Annotated in this window: 11 protein-coding genes; 5 read left to right on the top strand and 6 right to left on the bottom strand. The window is 40.8% G+C overall.

Going from position 1 to position 16,369, the window contains the following annotated elements; all coding sequences use genetic code 11:
• Positions 1–162 precede the first annotated feature (162 nt).
• Positions 163–783 carry a SprT-like domain-containing protein gene (locus M0R21_01940; protein MCK9616577.1) on the top strand — a complete coding sequence of 207 codons (621 nt, stop codon included), beginning with the start codon at positions 163–165 and terminating at the stop codon, positions 781–783.
• Positions 784–825: 42 nt separating this feature from the next.
• Entirely contained in the window at positions 826–1,917 is a 1,092-nt protein-coding gene (locus M0R21_01935) for a sugar phosphate nucleotidyltransferase (protein MCK9616576.1), read from the top strand.
• 320 nt (positions 1,918–2,237) lie between these two features.
• Here the strand turns inward: M0R21_01935 and M0R21_01930 are convergent, their stop codons facing one another.
• The 4 genes from M0R21_01930 to M0R21_01915 all read right to left on the bottom strand — a co-directional run bounded on the left by M0R21_01930 (position 2,238) and on the right by M0R21_01915 (position 9,307).
• Positions 2,238–4,772 (bottom strand): adenosylcobalamin-dependent ribonucleoside-diphosphate reductase, encoded by a 2,535-nt coding sequence (locus M0R21_01930; GenBank protein ID MCK9616575.1) that lies wholly within the window; start codon positions 4,770–4,772, stop codon positions 2,238–2,240.
• Positions 4,773–5,136: 364 nt separating this feature from the next.
• The gene (locus tag M0R21_01925; protein ID MCK9616574.1) at positions 5,137–5,583 is read right to left on the bottom strand and encodes a pyridoxamine 5'-phosphate oxidase family protein; all 447 of its coding nucleotides are present in this window, start codon (positions 5,581–5,583) and stop codon (positions 5,137–5,139) included.
• Positions 5,580–5,948 (bottom strand): sulfite exporter TauE/SafE family protein, encoded by a 369-nt coding sequence (locus M0R21_01920; GenBank protein ID MCK9616573.1) that lies wholly within the window; start codon positions 5,946–5,948, stop codon positions 5,580–5,582. The genes M0R21_01925 and M0R21_01920 overlap by 4 nt, the downstream gene beginning before the upstream one ends.
• A 17-nt stretch (positions 5,949–5,965) precedes the next feature.
• Positions 5,966–9,307 carry a hypothetical protein gene (locus M0R21_01915; protein ID MCK9616572.1) on the bottom strand — a complete coding sequence of 1,114 codons (3,342 nt, stop codon included), beginning with the start codon at positions 9,305–9,307 and terminating at the stop codon, positions 5,966–5,968.
• A 146-nt stretch (positions 9,308–9,453) separates the two neighbouring features.
• Here M0R21_01915 and M0R21_01910 point away from each other — a divergent pair, with 146 nt between their 5' ends.
• Complete coding sequence (locus M0R21_01910) at positions 9,454–10,092, top strand: MBL fold metallo-hydrolase (GenBank protein MCK9616571.1); 639 nt, start codon at positions 9,454–9,456, stop codon at positions 10,090–10,092.
• Between the two features lie 240 nt (positions 10,093–10,332).
• Here the strand turns inward: M0R21_01910 and ssb are convergent, their stop codons facing one another.
• Complete coding sequence (ssb, locus tag M0R21_01905; GenBank protein ID MCK9616570.1) at positions 10,333–10,671, bottom strand: single-stranded DNA-binding protein; 339 nt, start codon at positions 10,669–10,671, stop codon at positions 10,333–10,335.
• A gap of 168 nt (positions 10,672–10,839) precedes the next feature.
• On the opposite strand from ssb, the gene M0R21_01900 reads away from it, so the two are divergent.
• Complete coding sequence (locus M0R21_01900) at positions 10,840–11,220, top strand: hypothetical protein (GenBank protein ID MCK9616569.1); 381 nt, start codon at positions 10,840–10,842, stop codon at positions 11,218–11,220.
• A 7-nt stretch (positions 11,221–11,227) separates the two neighbouring features.
• On the opposite strand, the gene M0R21_01895 is transcribed toward M0R21_01900, so the two are convergent.
• Entirely contained in the window at positions 11,228–13,309 is a 2,082-nt protein-coding gene (locus tag M0R21_01895) for a CotH kinase family protein (GenBank protein ID MCK9616568.1), read from the bottom strand.
• Positions 13,310–13,440: 131 nt separating this feature from the next.
• On the opposite strand from M0R21_01895, the gene polA reads away from it, so the two are divergent.
• Positions 13,441–16,251: a DNA polymerase I gene (gene polA / locus M0R21_01890; GenBank protein MCK9616567.1), complete on the top strand. Its 2,811-nt coding sequence runs from the start codon at positions 13,441–13,443 to the stop codon at positions 16,249–16,251.
• The last annotated feature ends 118 nt before the right edge of the window (positions 16,252–16,369 follow it).

The following is a 16,369-nucleotide window of genomic DNA, read 5'->3' as shown; positions in this document are numbered from 1 at the left end:
TCCGTATTGTTTTTTCGATTGCTTTCACACTGATTTTTATTAGTATGTCGTGTGCCACACCCAAACATAAGGTGCATAAATTTAAAAAAACCAGGAATCACTTCCGTAAATACGATTGCGGATGCCAACTGTTGATTCCTCATACAACCTCCACGTTCCGATATGCCTGAAACTATCGCCAAGGGAAAAGATATTTTGGCAAAGCATGTGCCCATTGCTTTAGCTAATCCATTATGGGAATGGCTGATGCAGTATAATATCCGTTTAAAAATTAAAGCTGTGAGAAAAACCAAGTTGGGCGATTACAGACCACCACTCCACGATAACGTGCATCAAATCACGGTGAATGCAGGGTTGAATCCATACCAGTTTTTGCTCACCACAGTGCATGAAATTGCCCATGCTATCGTATGGCAACAACACAAAAACAGAGTAAAACCCCATGGTAAGGAGTGGAAAACTACTTTTGCAGGGTTAATGAAAATAATTTTATCACACAATGCCATCCCGCCTTCTTTGCAGCATGCTCTGCAGAAACACATGGAAAACCCAAAGGCGATGGGTTCTACGGATGTAGCTTTGCAGAAAGAAATGTTGCAATACGATGCCCCCGTAGAAGGTGTTTTGCTTGAGGATGTTGAACCGGGGGGCGTTTTCGGGGCGCTTAAAGGTAAAACATTTCAAAAACATGAAAAGTTAAGAAAACGGTACAGGTGTATGTGTTTGAATAATAAAAAAATGTACTTATTCCATCCGCTAACAAGAGTATTTCCGCTTGATTAGTTTTATAAAGAATTGTATTTTTGACCAATAAAACGTATTCGCATGAATAAAAATAATTATTGCATCATAATGGCGGGCGGCATAGGTGCCCGTTTCTGGCCTATGAGCCGCACAACACATCCCAAACAGTTTATTGATATTTTGGGAACGGGCAAAACCCTTATCCAGCAAACTTTTCAACGATTTGAACGGGTGTGCTCCCCCGAAAATATTTTTATCGTTACCAATGAAATGTACCGTGGGTTGATTAAACAGCAAATTCCAAATATCACAGACGACCAGATTCTCTGCGAACCTTTCCGGCGCAATACCGCTCCCTGCGTTGCATATGCCAGCTACAAAATATTGTGTAAAAATCCGAAAGCGAATATAGTGGTGGCCCCTTCCGATCATATTATTTTAAAGGAAGATGTTTTTATAGAAGTAATTGAATCGGCATTAAATGCCTCGGCGCAAAATCCTTGGTTGCTCACACTTGGTATCCAGCCCAGCCGCCCGGATACCGGTTACGGTTATATTCAGTTTAATGAAGACACACGCTATCAGAATGATCCCAGGATTTACAAGGTGAAAACGTTTACCGAAAAACCTCAGTTGGAAATTGCAAAACAATTTCTGGAAAGTGGCGATTTCCTCTGGAATTCCGGCATTTTCATCTGGTCACTCAACAGCATATTACATGCATTTGAAACACACCTTACGGAAGTTAATGAGATTTTTAAGGAAGGCATTCCTCTTTATAATACGGAAAAAGAAACAAATTTTATTCAGCAAGCTTATTCTATCTGCAAAAATATTTCCATTGACTATGGAATTATGGAAAAAGCGGATAATGTGTATGTACTGGCTTCTGATTTTGGATGGAGCGATCTGGGTACCTGGGGTTCGCTGTACGACATCAGGGACAAAAACCAACAGAACAACACTATTATTGGTAATAATGTACTTACATACGATACCAGTAATTGTATTGTCAATATGCCGAAAGATAAATTGGTTGTTCTTCAGGGTCTGGACGATTACATTGTAGTGGAAGATGAAAACATCCTGCTTATATGCCGCAAACAGAACGAACAGTACATCCGCCAGTTTGTGAATGATATACAGGAAAAGAAGGGAGACAAATTTATTTAAGTAGCGGATTTCCTGAAATAGCTTTACAGGAAGCAAAATTCAAACCTGAGTTTGGTGTAAGGTTGCAAACCATTCTTGTAATATTTCAGCATGTTACATTTTGCCGTAGGCGATTAATCATTAATCTCCTAACGGAAAATTCATCAAGAATAAAAAATCTTTTCTATGGATATTAAAACTCTAACGGATTATCATCAGGCAGATGGGAAATACATTTTATTCCGAACCTGGGTGAATATTAATCCAAATTCTGTCAGGTTTTTTCAGGACAATACAGAAAAGTAATCATTCAATAACAAGTTAAATAAATAATGTTATGTCTATCCGCACTTGGAATAGCCGCAACTTTGGCAGGAAAGGCAGCCTTCTTTGTAAGCCAATGTACCTTTTTCGCCGCATTCGGGGCATTTGGCAGAGGAGGCGGGTGTGCCGTCAGGGATAAACTTTTTCAGTGCTCGGGTAACCCCGTTCAGCCAGGTATTGATATTTTCCTTGTCGAGACGGAGGTTAGATATGAGGTCAACCACAATGTGTAACGGCATACCATGGCGAAGGATGCCCGAAATAAGTTTGGCGTAGTTCCAGTATTCGGTGTCGAAAGTACGCGAAAGCCCTTCGATAGTAACATTATAGCCGTCTTTATCCTCGAACTGAAAATCGTAGCGGGCGCGTGTATTTTCCGATGTTTTGTTTTTGATTACCCAGCCTTTATTTACCGTAGGAGGTAGAAAGAAATTATCGGCTTTTCCGGTAAAAATTTCGTAGGGTTTGCCATCGAGCAAGCCTACAACTGCCACCCATTTTTCGTAATCATTTTGGAAACGTACTATCTCGGCTTCTAGTTTTTTGGGACGTGGCGGAGCTTTTGTTTCCCTGAATTCGTTATCCTGTTCATTGTCCTTTTTATCGTTGCTTACCAATACACCTTTGCGCGAGCCTTCACGGTAAATGGTCATGCCTTTGCAGCCGCTTTCCCAGGCAGTTTGATATACATTGCTAACCAATTCTTCGCTTACATCTTTGGGAAGATTTACGGTAACACTTATGGAATGATCAACCCATTTTTGCACGGCTCCCTGCATACGCACCTTGCTTAGCCAGTCAACGTCATTAGAGGTTGCTTTGTAATAAGGTGATTCCTGAATGATGGGATTCAGTTCTTCGTCGGGCATGTTCATCACTTTTTCCACATCATAGCCTTTAACCTTCAGCCATTTTATAAACTTGGGATGAAAAACATTGTATTCTTCCCAGGCATCGCCCACTTCATCAATAAAGGTGATATGTACATTTTTGTCGTTCGGGTTTACTTTCCGGCGGCGTTTGTAGCTGATCATGAAAACAGGTTCTATACCGGAGGTGGTTTGTGTGCAAATACTTACACTTCCTGTGGGAGCTATGGTTAGCATAGCAATGTTGCGCCTTCCATAGACAAGCATGTCTGAATATACCTGCGGGTCAGCCTGACGAATGCGTTCGATAAAAGGATTATTTTTTTCTCTTTCGGCGTTGAATACCTGGAAGGGGCCTCTTTCTTTGGCTAACTGCACTGACGAACGGTACGCTTCAATAGCCAACATTTTATGCACTTCAACCGAAAATTCGGTGGCTACTTCGGTTCCATAACGGCAGCCCAAAGCGGCAAGCATGTCGCCTTCGGCAGTGATGCCTATCCCGGTACGACGTCCCTGTAGGGTTTTCTTCCGGATATTTTCCCAGAGTTTTTTTTCTATGCGTTTGGTTTCTTCATCCTCGGGGTCGGAATTAATTTTTTCGAGAATTTTATCTATTTTTTCTGTTTCGAGGTCAATGATATCGTCCATAATCCGAAGAGCAGCGCGGGCATGCCTGGTAAAAAGTTCGGAGTTGAACTGGGCATTGTCGGAAAAAGGATTATCAACATAACTGTACAAATTGATTGCAAGCAGGCGGCAACTATCGTAGGGGCAAAGAGGTATTTCGCCGCATGGATTCGTGGAAACAGTTTTAAAACCCAGGTCGGCATAACAATCGGGAAGAGATTCGCTGATGATGGTATCCCAGAACAAAACGCCGGGTTCGGCAGATTTCCAGGCATTGTGGATAATTTTATCCCACAGGACGCGGGCATCAATTTCCTTGGTAAAAACAGGTGTGTCGGAGTCAATGGGGTATTTTTGTACATAGGTAGTATTATTCACTACTGCCTGCATAAACGCATCATCAATTTTTACTGAAACGTTAGCTCCGGTAACTTTTCCCTGTTCAAGTTTAGCATCAATAAAATTTTCGGCATCGGGATGTTTTACAGAAATGCTGAGCATCAATGCGCCTCTTCTGCCATCCTGGGCTACTTCTCTTGTCGAGTTGGAATATCTTTCCATAAAAGGAACTATGCCGGTAGAGGTAAGCGCACTGTTTTTTACCGGGCTTCCCGTAGGGCGGATGTGCGAAAGATCGTGTCCGACACCTCCACGACGTTTCATTAGTTGTACCTGTTCCTGGTCAGCTTTCATGATGCCCCCATACGAATCGCTTGAATTACCGATAACAAAACAGTTAGACAACGAGGACGCCTGAAAATTATTCCCTATGCCCGCCATGGGGCTTCCCTGAGGGATGATATACCTGAAGTTTTTGAACAACTTGTAAATTTCTTCCTCGCCCATCGGGTTGGGATACTTTTGTTCAATACGGGCAATTTCTCTGGCAAGACGATGGTGCATATCGTCGGGTGTCAGCTCATAGATTTTTGCATCGCTGCTTTTCAGTGCATATTTGTTCATCCAAACGTTGGCCGCCAAGGTGTCGCCACCAAAATATTCAGTGGACTTTTCTAAAATTTCTTTGTGTGAAAAATTCACCATTTTTTTTATATTCTTTTCTGTTTCTTGTACTTGATTAGTCTTTGGGCTTTCAGAAGAAAAGCTTTCATCAGGAAAAACCGGACGGGATCGTTTTTCCAACATTTCATTATAAAAACCAGACTTGGTGTCTTCTTCAATTTTTTGATTAAATAGGTCTGTATCCATTTGTTAGAAGATAACGATTTTTGAAGTGTGAATATTTTGTTTTTTTCAACTTGTTGTTTTCAAAATAGCTACAATAAAAAACACGAAGAGAAAAAGCCTAAAGCAAGATACAACCGGAGATAGTCTTATTCAAAAAAGAATTATTAACAAAAAAGAATATAGTTTATATAATATACTAAAAATAAATATTATATGCGTGAATAAATCCTTAAAGAGGTTCAGTAGTTTCCCAAATCAATTTTTTTCCGAATCCCAGTAAGTTATGTGTCATTTTCATAAAATCAGGCTGAATGCTCCATAAAGTAGTTTCCATCAGTCGAGCTACTGGAAATTTGGCAGCATAAGCGTGTCCGGCAATCTTCAACTCTTCTTTTTCTAATTTTCGGGCAACACCGGTAAACTGAATTCCCTGTATTTTCCCGATGATTCGTGTTTCGAGGGCTATGGCACCTGCCACGCGAGGTTGTATCTGCATTTCTTTTGCATGCCGGGTATGGTCGTCGGACGTAAAAATAAACTGGTTATTTTCTTCGATATAAACATAAAAACAAGTGGCAACATAAGGCTGTGTATCCACGACAGTAGCAAGGGTAAAAATATGATGTTGCCGGATGAATTTTAATATTCTTTTATCAACAGGAGGGATAACTGTCATTTTTTTATAAGCATATTTACGGCAATAAGGATCAGGGCTACGGCAAATATTTTTTTCATAGTGGCAATCGGGATGTTTAACGAAATTTTCGAACCAAAATATCCGCCGATGATAAAAGCCAGTGCGATGATAAGTGCATAGCGGAGGTCGCAACTGCCGGCTTTGTAGTAGTTGTATACCGCAAACAGTCCTACCGGTGGAAGCATCACGGCAAGGCTTGTTCCCTGGGCGGTATACTGGTCAACTCCCAGAAAATAAATCATGGCAGGTATCATTATTACCCCGCCTCCCAATCCTACCATCCCTCCGAAAACTCCGGCAGCAAGTCCTATTACGAGAAGTATCAGTATAGTTGAAATATTCATACGTTTATTTTATGGAATTAAAAATCAAGATTCAAAGAAAGATAAAAATAACCTTTGTTTACTTTTTTGTCTTCAATGCCCCAACCATAATCGGCACGCACAAAATAGCCAAATATTTTGGAACGTAAACCCAGTCCGTAGGCTGCCACTATGGGTTCTTTTTTTTGTTTTACGGTAATTTTCATCGGACCGTTGTAAATAATACGGGTGTATAAAAAGTTATCGTCACTGTAAGGCGAAAATCCCGTCCAGGCAGTGCCAACGTCTCCGAAAGCAATTATTTGAAAATTAGTAAGGAAATCGGAACGCAGGGGGCGGTTCAAAAAATATCGGAAAACCGGCAAGCGAAGCTCACTGTTGATAATAGCAAAACTATTGCCGTTGCGGATATTTTGATTAAACCCGCGCATATTGGTTGCAAGGGTTTGAAAAGTGTAGTTTTGTGAGTAATCAATCGGAGTTTGGTTCATAAATCCAGGGGCAAGCCAGTTGTCGACTCCTCCCAGATAATACATCAGCTTGCTGTTGCCTAACGAAGTGCTGGCTGCAAAACGATTTGCCCAAATCAGAGTGCGATGTATTTTTTTATAGTTTCTGAAATCGAGGCCAAGAACTATCATATTTTTTTGTTTTCCGTCAACAAGCTGGTAATACTCGGCAAAAATTTTATAACGGGTTCCATAGTAAAGGTTTAAACCCACGTCGCGGGTAGCATCAAAGATTAATTCTCCTTTCAGTCCTCCCCAGTTCTGGTAAATATTTTTTTTCCTCAGGTTGTAATAGTCAGTTGAAAGATAAACCATCTGATCGTTGCGGTAAAGAAAAGTACCTTTCAGGCTCAAAGCCTGGTCGAGCGGATAGGTGAGAATGTGAAAAATCTCATGGGTATGGTGTCTGATTACTGAGTAGCCATTGTCTTCTTCGAGTGTTTGCCGGTGGAAAACCAGTTCCTTGTCAAGCCTGCCTCTTGCATTGGCGATACTTAGCAGGTACTCGTTGTTTATAAGGTTGTAATTCAGTCGTACACCCCCGGTAATTCTAAAATCTTCCAGCAGATCAGTAATTCCTACTTTCAGCAGGGCATTAGTACCCGGATTCATATAAACAGGTCCGCCACCCCCGGTAAAAGGCTGGTATGTATAGTTGAGAAAATTAAAATCAACCTGGGTAATTAATTCATTAACTGAATATTCCACATTGTAATTTCGCTGTTTAAAACGATTGGTATCGGCTCGGGGAGGAGTAAAAACTGCCGGTTCGTCAGGTAATTTTTGAGGAAGCCATAATGTATCACCACCGTCATCGTTTATCCTGATGAAATTTTGCCGGGTAGATACCGGTATTTCCTTCCTTTGCAGAGTTGTGTCAGTTGGAGGGGTGGGAACATCTTTTACATAAACATTTACAAACCGTTTCCGTTTTTTCCCGTTGGTTTTTTTAGGTTCTTTTTTCGTTTTTTCTGCTGTTTTTTTCGCTTCTGCTTGTTTCTGTTGCATGTAGGGCGTAGCATTCAGTGTCAGAGGCATGTTTTCCGGCATTTGTGAAGGAAGCAGCCTGTTATGGTAATAAATATAATACCTGCCATTCGACCTTACTACTTCGGAAAGCATGCCTGAAGCAATATTAACATCCTGATAGATGATGTTGTGCGTATAGTTGGTAATAGGATATTTTATTGCGAAATATTTGTAATGGGTAACGGTATCTACATAGGTGATGGCACTGTCGAACCGGGCAAGATAGCGGTTGTTGATTCCGTTTTCATCGCTCAGGTATGTAATGAAGCCCGGGGCATATTCCATGGGTTGAGTTTCAACGGCAAGCGTGGTTTCGGTAATACGGTGCAAAAGCTTGTCTGTAGCAGCGGGGTTATATACAAACAAGTCGAAATTAGAGGAAAGACTTGCGGGCAAAAAATTGTTATTTCCCTTCAGAGTATCATTGTCGCGGTTGGAACTGAAAACAATTTCCCGCCCGTTGCTGATATATGCCGGGTTAAGATCATCGAAAATGTCCTGGGTGATATTCTGGTACGAATTGGCAGCGATGTTGTAAATAAAAATATCGGATTGTCCGCGTTGTTGTGCCGAAAACACAAATGTTTTCCCATCAGGGGAGTAAGAAAAGTCGAGCACTTTCTGGAAACCAAACAACCCCTGTTTGATAAGTTTGCGGTTTTCGGGAGTATAAAAATACAACCAAAGTTGTCCTTTGGCTTCGATGATAAATGCGAGTAGTTTTCCGCTGGGATGCCATGCCAGCAACGGGAACGAATAGTCCACTTTTTCGTCGAGTGCATAGCCCCGTTTAAAAATTCGCCTTGCCTTCCCGCTTGTAACGTCTTTCAACCAAATTGTATATCGTCCCAATTCATTGGTTGTATAAACAATAAGTGTACCGTCGGGACTAATTTTAGGACGGGCAAACACCAAGGAACTTTTTGGTTTTTTGATTAATTTTTCACCGGCTGGCTGCTGTTGAAGCGAATCGGGAAGATTGTATTTTAACAGGTAAAAGTGTTTCCATTCCCTTACCATCTCTTTTAACGACAAACCTAACATGACGTTAAACCCACTTTCTATTCCTTTATTAATTCGTGATGCGTAAATGATGCCCGGGATAACTGTTTCGCCATACCTTTCGGCAATAAATTTCCAGATAGAATGTCCGGCATATAGAGCTTCGCCGGAAGAAACCAACTGATTAAAATGCTTATATTTTCCTGTGGCAAATATTTCGCGAACATGGTTATCTATATCCGTGTTCCAGTCTTCGCTTATGTAAGAAACCAGCCCGTTAACATACCAGTCAGGTAAATTGAAGAGGGTGGAATTTTTTAACTGTGAGCCGATATTTCCTCCATACACAGCATTTTCGAGCAATATTTTGCTTATTCCGGCTCTGATTTGTTTTTGGAGCCCCACGTGGCTACCATCGAAAAACAGGAATATTTTTTTCCCTATGATATGGGTAACCCCTCCCGTATTATACTGCTGATTGCTGATGAAGCCGATATTACTTTGTTTTAAATCGGAAAGCGAATTGTAAATGATAAACTGTAGTTTGCCTTCCAGTGTGGCTTCCAGCTTTTTTTCCAGTTCGGGCAGGATGGCTTTTGCATATTTTGCAGTAAAAACAGCCAGTTCTCTCCCATTGAGATAAAAATAAGTATCAAATTTATCGAACCGGTAGTATGTCCAGAAAAAATCGTTGTATTGAACACGATTTCTACCAAAATTGAGTTGTGAACCGTTATAAAACTGTGCCGTTGCCGTAGGATGTATCAGGATGAAAAACAATACCGCTGTGAAAAACCACCGGATAAAAGATACAGGGTTGGAAGCGGGTTGTACGTGCATTGCAATAACCGGGAAAAAGATGTTGCTAAAGTAAACTAAATTTCCGAATGTTTTAGTGTGAAGCCACGGGGGATTATTTTACTATCCTGTGTAATTTCGGGTGTATAGTTTTCATTTGTACCTTTGTTGCCCTATTTTTCTAACACATGATTACTGTCCACACCTTTGTTTTTAACTTCTTTTCGGTAAATACATATATACTGTCCGACGAAACTGGCGAATGCGCTATTATTGATCCCGGATGTTCTTCCCCTGTTGAAGAAAACGAACTTGAAACCTTTATCAGCCGTAACCGCTTGCAACCGGTCAGGTTATTGAATACCCATCTGCATGTTGACCACATACTGGGGAATGTTTTTGTTTCTGAAAAATACGGCATTGAAACTGAGGTACATCCGCAAGGCAGACCTTTCTGGGGAACGGCTCGTGAATTTGCTTCAGTGTTTGGTATCCGGCTCGAAAAAGTACAAACACCCCGACATTTTCTTAACCATGGCGACACGGTGTCGTTCGGCAACGCCTTATTACATGTGCTATACACCCCGGGACATGCAGATGGAAGTATTTGTTTGGTTAACCACGAACAAAAATTCGTGATTGCAGGCGATGTACTTTTTTATGGCAGTATTGGTCGTACTGACCTCCCGACCGGTAATTTTGAACGACTCATAAACAGTATAGAAACACAATTGCTTACCCTTCCGGATGATTACACGGTATATCCCGGACATGGGCAAACTACAACTATTGGATACGAAAAACAGAATAATTCGTATTTCCTGTAAAATATACCAGAGAAATACTTCCGGAATTGTATGATAGAAAAACTGTCGTCCTGAAAAGAAGTAACTTTATTGGTAATTTTTAGAGAAAAATAAACCCCAATTTGTTGTCAGTGTTTTTTTTCACAATGATTATCATCAGAAACGAACATATTCAGCTTAATAAAAAATCCCGGACTTTGCCGGGATTTTTCTAATACTCAATAAAGGGCAAGTGTTTACACAAGCCAAGGTTTTGGATAATCAGTCGTTTCCGTTAAGCAGCAGCAGTTCGTTTACCACAATTTCAGTAGTATTGTGCGATATCCCTTCTTTGTCGTTCCATGTACGGTAAGTAAGCCTGCCTTCAATGGCAATTTCCTTGCCTTTTTTCAAGTATTTTTCACAAACTTCTGTCAGTTTTCCCCAAACTACCAGGTGATGCCATTGGGTTTCGGTAATTTTGTTACCATCTTTTCCCTTATAACTATCACTGGTAGCGATAGAAAAGCGGGCTACTTTCATTCCCTGTTCAAGGGTTTTTACTTCAGGATCCTGTCCTAAGCGTCCAATCAGTTGAACGCGGTTGCGTAATGTGTTCATAATTTGTCTTTTTTTTGCCGCAGTAGCGGCGGGTTATTAATTAAAATTTGATGAAACAAAATTATATCCGGGTTTTTTTTCGAGTCGTATAATAAATATTTGTATCCGGATAAAAACGATTGTAAACGGTTGTAAACGATTATTTGCTACATTTACAAAAAAATAGCCATGAATACTGATAGAAAGTGCCTCGACTGTGGCGAACCCCTGTTGGGAAGAATTGACAAAAAATTTTGTAACGACCTTTGCCGTAACAATTACAATAACCGTTCGAAAAGCGAATCTAACAATCTGATTCGCCGTATCAACGAAGTATTAAGGAAAAATCGTCGTATCCTTGCCGAATTAAATCCGGAAGAAAAAACCACTGTACACAAAGATAAGCTTCTGCACCGGGGTTTTAATTTTTCCTATTTCACCAGTATCTATACTACCAAAAACGGGCATGTTTACCATTTTTGTTACGAATATGGCTACAGCCCTATCGAAAATGATTATTTTTTGCTGGTAATCAGAAAAACTTCCGAAAAATCAACAGCAACCAGCTAAGCAGAAACTACCTGCTGCTTACAATCACCTTCTTTACATACTGAAATTCATCCAATTGGATTTTTAAAAAATAGATACCCGGGCTTACGCCGGCCAGGTTCAATTGCATTTTCTGATTGCCTGCCGGCAATTTCAGGTCAGATGCCGGAAACACGGAATTGCCCACGGCATTGGTTAGCCAGATGGTACAACTTGTATTTTTACTGGTTTTAAATTCCATATTCAAAACATCCGAAACAGGATTGGGATAAATTATTATCTCTTTTGATTTTTCAGGCAGATCAGCCACAAATGTTGATGTACAGATTCCCGGCATTTCATTATCAAGCCAATTTAGCCGCAGATCAACCCAATCCTTTAACGATTGAATTTCGTCGGCATAGGTCTGAGGTATCGGTTCAGGGTTGGGCCAAACATAAACTCCCAGAATGGGCCATACTTCAAAATTTCTTTGCTGGGATTCGTTCAGTAGATTGGCAATAGAATCAATATACAAATGAATATTGTTGTTGTTTAAACTTGTACCCCGCAAATATTCCCAACGGCACTTCAGATTATTGACAAACAAAGTATCTTCGAGCAAACGGTTCCACCAAAACGGCATCTGCCAGGGATCATCCGTACAGGGGAACTGGTATGCCCATCCGGTATAGGTATCGCCATCACAATAATTGGCATTATGCCAGGCAATATCGTAATCCCACACTGGTCCCATCCTTAATTTACCACCATGGCTGTCGCGTTCTTTCTGTAAAAAAGTACTCAAACGGTAACCATCCACATTTTTACTGATTTCGTTTACGATAAAATAATCAATGAAGGTTTCTTCCACGGCATATTTGCGAAAACCTATGGCTGTGTCGGCAAAGCTTGGAGAAGCTAAAACCGTTTCAAATGTATCTACATATGCCTGAATATATTGTTTCTGCTGTTCTGTAATATCTTCTGCTTTAGGATATTCATATTGAAAATAAATGGTTTGTCCGGCGGAATGATTTGGCGGTAAAAAATTGGATGTCCACCCATCTCCGCCACTACCGGTAATTTTATCTATCTTAAAGATATATCCACCGGTAAGCTGATCTCCGGAATTTTGGTCTGATTTTAATTTGGCTATACCCACCCGGTTAGGATCACGTTTAATTTTTTCGGAAAGGATATAAATACCTTGATATTCATTATTAATGATCAATTCACAAAAATGATAGCGTGTGGCATAATGCCCCATATCCTGCCACGCCTGGTAAGCAAAAGCATTCCGGCAGAGGGTTTTATCGGTATAATTGGCATTGAGTATCCAATCCGATTCGGAAGGCATTCCCAGCAGGGTAGTATCCATTTCATTTCCTGTAGAATCCCATGTTTCAAAACCATAACTTTTCTTAGGAAAAGTTTGCGAACTGGAACCACGCAACTCAATGCCTGCAAAGCCGGAATAGGTAAACGGATCGGTAACATAATTACGATTTCCTGAACCATTATCAATGATGCCAAAGCCCACCTGTATTTTCGGATCATCCGGAATAACCTGTCCATTGGTATTTATTACCACAATGGGAAGATTGGATGAGGTGAAGTTAAACGGCAAGCAAGGATGGTTACTGAAAGTTAAATTCCAGTCAAGTAGCGACCCTGCATCTCCGCTATACATATCGTAAATATACAGTTGCCAGGTTCCATTACCATTTTGTCCGCTATTCATATTTCCAAGTAATTCCTGGGGACGAAAGCTGCCTGAATAAGGAGGTGTTCCATTAAGAATGGAAGTTTCAGCAAAATCGGTAAAGATTGTGTTCCAATAATTATCGCCATCGCCTCCATTGGCATAACTCAGCATCACCTGTGTACCATCGGGAGAAATCAATGCTATTTCCAAATCAGCATCATATGTATGTAAAATATTAATTTTTACTGATTCCACCCCAAAAACGGTATCTAAAGAGGATGGATTTAATCCCTGTACTTCTATTGGGAAAGAAACACTGCTGCCATCATCGGGAATAAGCCCTCCTAAGCCACTAAATGTTTGTGAAAACGAACTTATAAATACAAAAACGACAAGCAGTAATCCAAGTAACAATCTCTTCATTCATCAGAAAATTTTAAACTACATTTTATTCCGGTTAATTTCCTTCAGGGTATTTCTATTCAAAGTATATTTGCATTTCTGCGTACGCAAATATATATTGTTTTCCTTTTCATTCACCCGTAATTATTTATATGCCTTCTTCCGACAAAAAACTTTTCCTGCTCGACGCAATGGCTCTTATTTACAGAGCTTTTTATGCACTTAACAAAAACCCGCGGGTAAACTCCAAAGGGCAGAACACCTCTGCCATCCTTGGTTTTGCCAATACGCTTTATGATTTGCTGAAAAATGAAAGACCAACCCACATAGGCGTAGCCTTCGACACACAGGCTCCCACCGTTCGTCATGCAGATTTTCTGGAATACAAAGCAAACCGCCAGGCTATGCCCGATGACCTTGCCCAGTCTATTCCCTGGATAAAACAGCTTATTGAAGCCTTTAACATCCCGGTAATGTTTGTGGACGGATATGAAGCGGACGATGTTATCGGAACCCTTGCCAAAAAAGCAGAGAAAGAAGGATTTACTGTATTTATGATGACTCCCGACAAAGATTTTGGTCAGTTGGTTACAGAAAATATCCTGATGTATAAACCTGGTAAAATGGGTGAAAAGCCTTCTGTTTTAGGTGTAAATGATATATGCGAAAAATTTGGGATTCAACGTACCGACCAGGTAAAAGATTTTTTGGGTCTTGCTGGTGATGCTTCCGATAATATACCCGGAATACCCGGCATAGGACCCGTGGCAACAAAAAAACTATTGGATGAATTTGACAATGTGGAGAATATTATATTGCATGCCGCAGAAATAAAAAACGAACGTGTTCGTGAAAAAGTACTTGCACATGCCGATCAGGCAGTATTTTCCAAACAGTTGGCTACCATTATTCTTGATGTACCCATTGCATTTAACGAAAGGCAATTGGAATATACACAACCCGATGCCACCCGGCTAAAAGCCCTACTCGAAACGCTGGAATTTCGCGCTTTCACCAAACGGGTTTTTGCCGACCTTTCCCTTATTCCGGCTACGGAAACGATTAAACCTGCATCTACTACTGCCCTAAGCCAGGCAGCAGATTTATTCAGCAACGTACAGGAAAGCCCGGAACTTTTTCCTGGCACCAATCCTTCCATTGCAAACACACCCCATGATTACCGCTTAGCCGATACTTTCGGCAAACGCACTGAACTTATTGCTTTTCTCCAGCAACAGAAAATGTTTTGTTTCGACACCGAAACTACCGGAACGGATGCCCATATGGCTGAGTTGGTGGGAATGTCGTTTGCTGTGGCTCCACATCAGGCTTGGTATGTTCCTTTACCCGATAACTACAACGATTGCCTCAAAATTGTCCATGAGTTCAAAACTTTGTTCGAAAATCCGGCTATTGAAAAAACCGGGCAAAATCTTAAATTCGATATCTCTATGCTTCGCTGGTACCATGTGGAAGTAAAAGGGAATTTTTTTGATACCCTGTTAGCCCATTATCTGTTGCACCCCGACATGCGGCACAATATGGATGTACTTGCCGAAACGTATCTGAACTATTCTCCTGTTCCCATCGAAAACCTTATTGGTAAAAAAGGAAAAAACCAACTGAGCATGCGCACGATAGACCTGGAAACCATCAAGGAATATGCAGCCGAAGATGCCGACGTTACCCTGCAGCTTCGTCAAGTATTTGAACCCCTGCTTGTAGAAACAGGAACACTTCCTTTATTCAACAACATTGAAAATCCCCTTATCCCGGTGCTTTCGTCTATGGAAGCCGAAGGCGTGAAACTGGATGTGGCTTTTCTTGCCGATTATTCCCGTCAACTGTTTTCTGAAATTAACACCGTGGAAAGCGAAATCAAACAATTAGCTGGTATTAATTTCAACATTAATTCACCCAAACAATTGGGAGAAGTGCTATACGAAAAACTACAAATTGCCGGAAAGCCTCGGCTTACCAAAACCAAACAATATGCTACCGGCGAGGACGTTTTAGTGAAACTTGCCCACAAACACCCGATTATTGATAAAATTCTTGATTACCGCGAATTGGTAAAGTTAAAATCAACCTATGTTGACGCCCTGCCGACAATGGTAAATCCACGAACCGGAAGAATTCATACCAGTTTTAACCAAGCGGTTACGACTACCGGAAGGTTGAGTTCCAATAATCCTAATTTGCAAAACATCCCCGTTCGTACTGCCAAGGGAAGGGAAATACGAAAAGCATTTATCCCCCGAACTGGAAATTATATTTTATTGTCGGCAGATTATTCACAGATAGAACTTCGGATAATTGCTTCTATCAGCGGTGACGGAAATATGCAGGAAGACTTTCGCCGGGGTTTTGATATTCATTCGGCTACAGCCGCAAGGGTTTTCGGGATACCCATCGAGGCGGTGGACAGGGATATGCGGCGCAATGCAAAAGCCATAAACTTTGGTATTGTTTACGGAATATCTTCTTTCGGCCTTGCCGAACAACTGGGCATAGCCCGAAGCGAAGCCGCAGACATTATTAACCAATATTTTATCAAATACCCAGGAGTGAAAGCTTATATGAACGATACCATCGCCTTTGCCCGTAAGCATGGTTACGTGGAAACGCTGATGAAAAGACGACGTTACCTGCGCGACATCAATTCTTCCAATGCCAATATCCGTGGTTTTGCCGAACGAAATGCCATCAATGCTCCCATACAGGGTTCTTCGGCAGATATGATAAAAATAGCAATGATAGACATCCATAATGAATTTGCCAAGTTACAATTTCAATCCCGTATGCTGTTGCAGGTACATGATGAACTTGTTTTTGATGTTCACAAAAACGAACTGGAAAAAGTTAAACTTATTGTTGTCGAAAAAATGCAAAATGCCATTCCTCTTAAAGTGCCTGTGGTTGTTGACATCAACACGGGTAACAATTGGCTGGATGCACATTAAAAAATATGATCTGTTTAGTCCTAAAATAGCTTGACAGGATTTCGAGCAAAATTCAAGATGAAAAAAATAATAGTAAAACAAACAATACTATATTTTTATAATATGTAATCATTTTGTA

It is taken from the genome of Lentimicrobiaceae bacterium (assembly GCA_023227965.1).
Taxonomy (GTDB): domain Bacteria; phylum Bacteroidota; class Bacteroidia; order Bacteroidales; family JALOCA01; genus JALOCA01.
The sequence above is the reverse complement of the archived record's forward strand: the minus strand, read 5'-3'. Positions and strand labels throughout refer to the sequence as shown.

Bases quoted from the DNA above. Each gene is read 5' to 3' on its own strand.
- M0R21_01940 (MCK9616577.1), top strand. From the start codon at position 163: ATGCCTGAAACTATCGCCAAGGGAAAAGATATTTTGGCAAAGCATGTG.
- M0R21_01935 (MCK9616576.1), top strand. From the start codon at position 826: ATGAATAAAAATAATTATTGCATCATAATGGCGGGCGGCATAGGTGCC.
- M0R21_01925 (MCK9616574.1), bottom strand. From the start codon at position 5,583: ATGACAGTTATCCCTCCTGTTGATAAAAGAATATTAAAATTCATCCGG.
- M0R21_01920 (MCK9616573.1), bottom strand. From the start codon at position 5,948: ATGAATATTTCAACTATACTGATACTTCTCGTAATAGGACTTGCTGCC.
- M0R21_01915 (MCK9616572.1), bottom strand. From the start codon at position 9,307: ATGCACGTACAACCCGCTTCCAACCCTGTATCTTTTATCCGGTGGTTT.
- M0R21_01910 (MCK9616571.1), top strand. From the start codon at position 9,454: ATGATTACTGTCCACACCTTTGTTTTTAACTTCTTTTCGGTAAATACA.
- ssb (MCK9616570.1), bottom strand. From the start codon at position 10,671: ATGAACACATTACGCAACCGCGTTCAACTGATTGGACGCTTAGGACAG.
- M0R21_01900 (MCK9616569.1), top strand. From the start codon at position 10,840: ATGAATACTGATAGAAAGTGCCTCGACTGTGGCGAACCCCTGTTGGGA.
- M0R21_01895 (MCK9616568.1), bottom strand. From the start codon at position 13,309: ATGAAGAGATTGTTACTTGGATTACTGCTTGTCGTTTTTGTATTTATA.
- polA (MCK9616567.1), top strand. From the start codon at position 13,441: ATGCCTTCTTCCGACAAAAAACTTTTCCTGCTCGACGCAATGGCTCTT.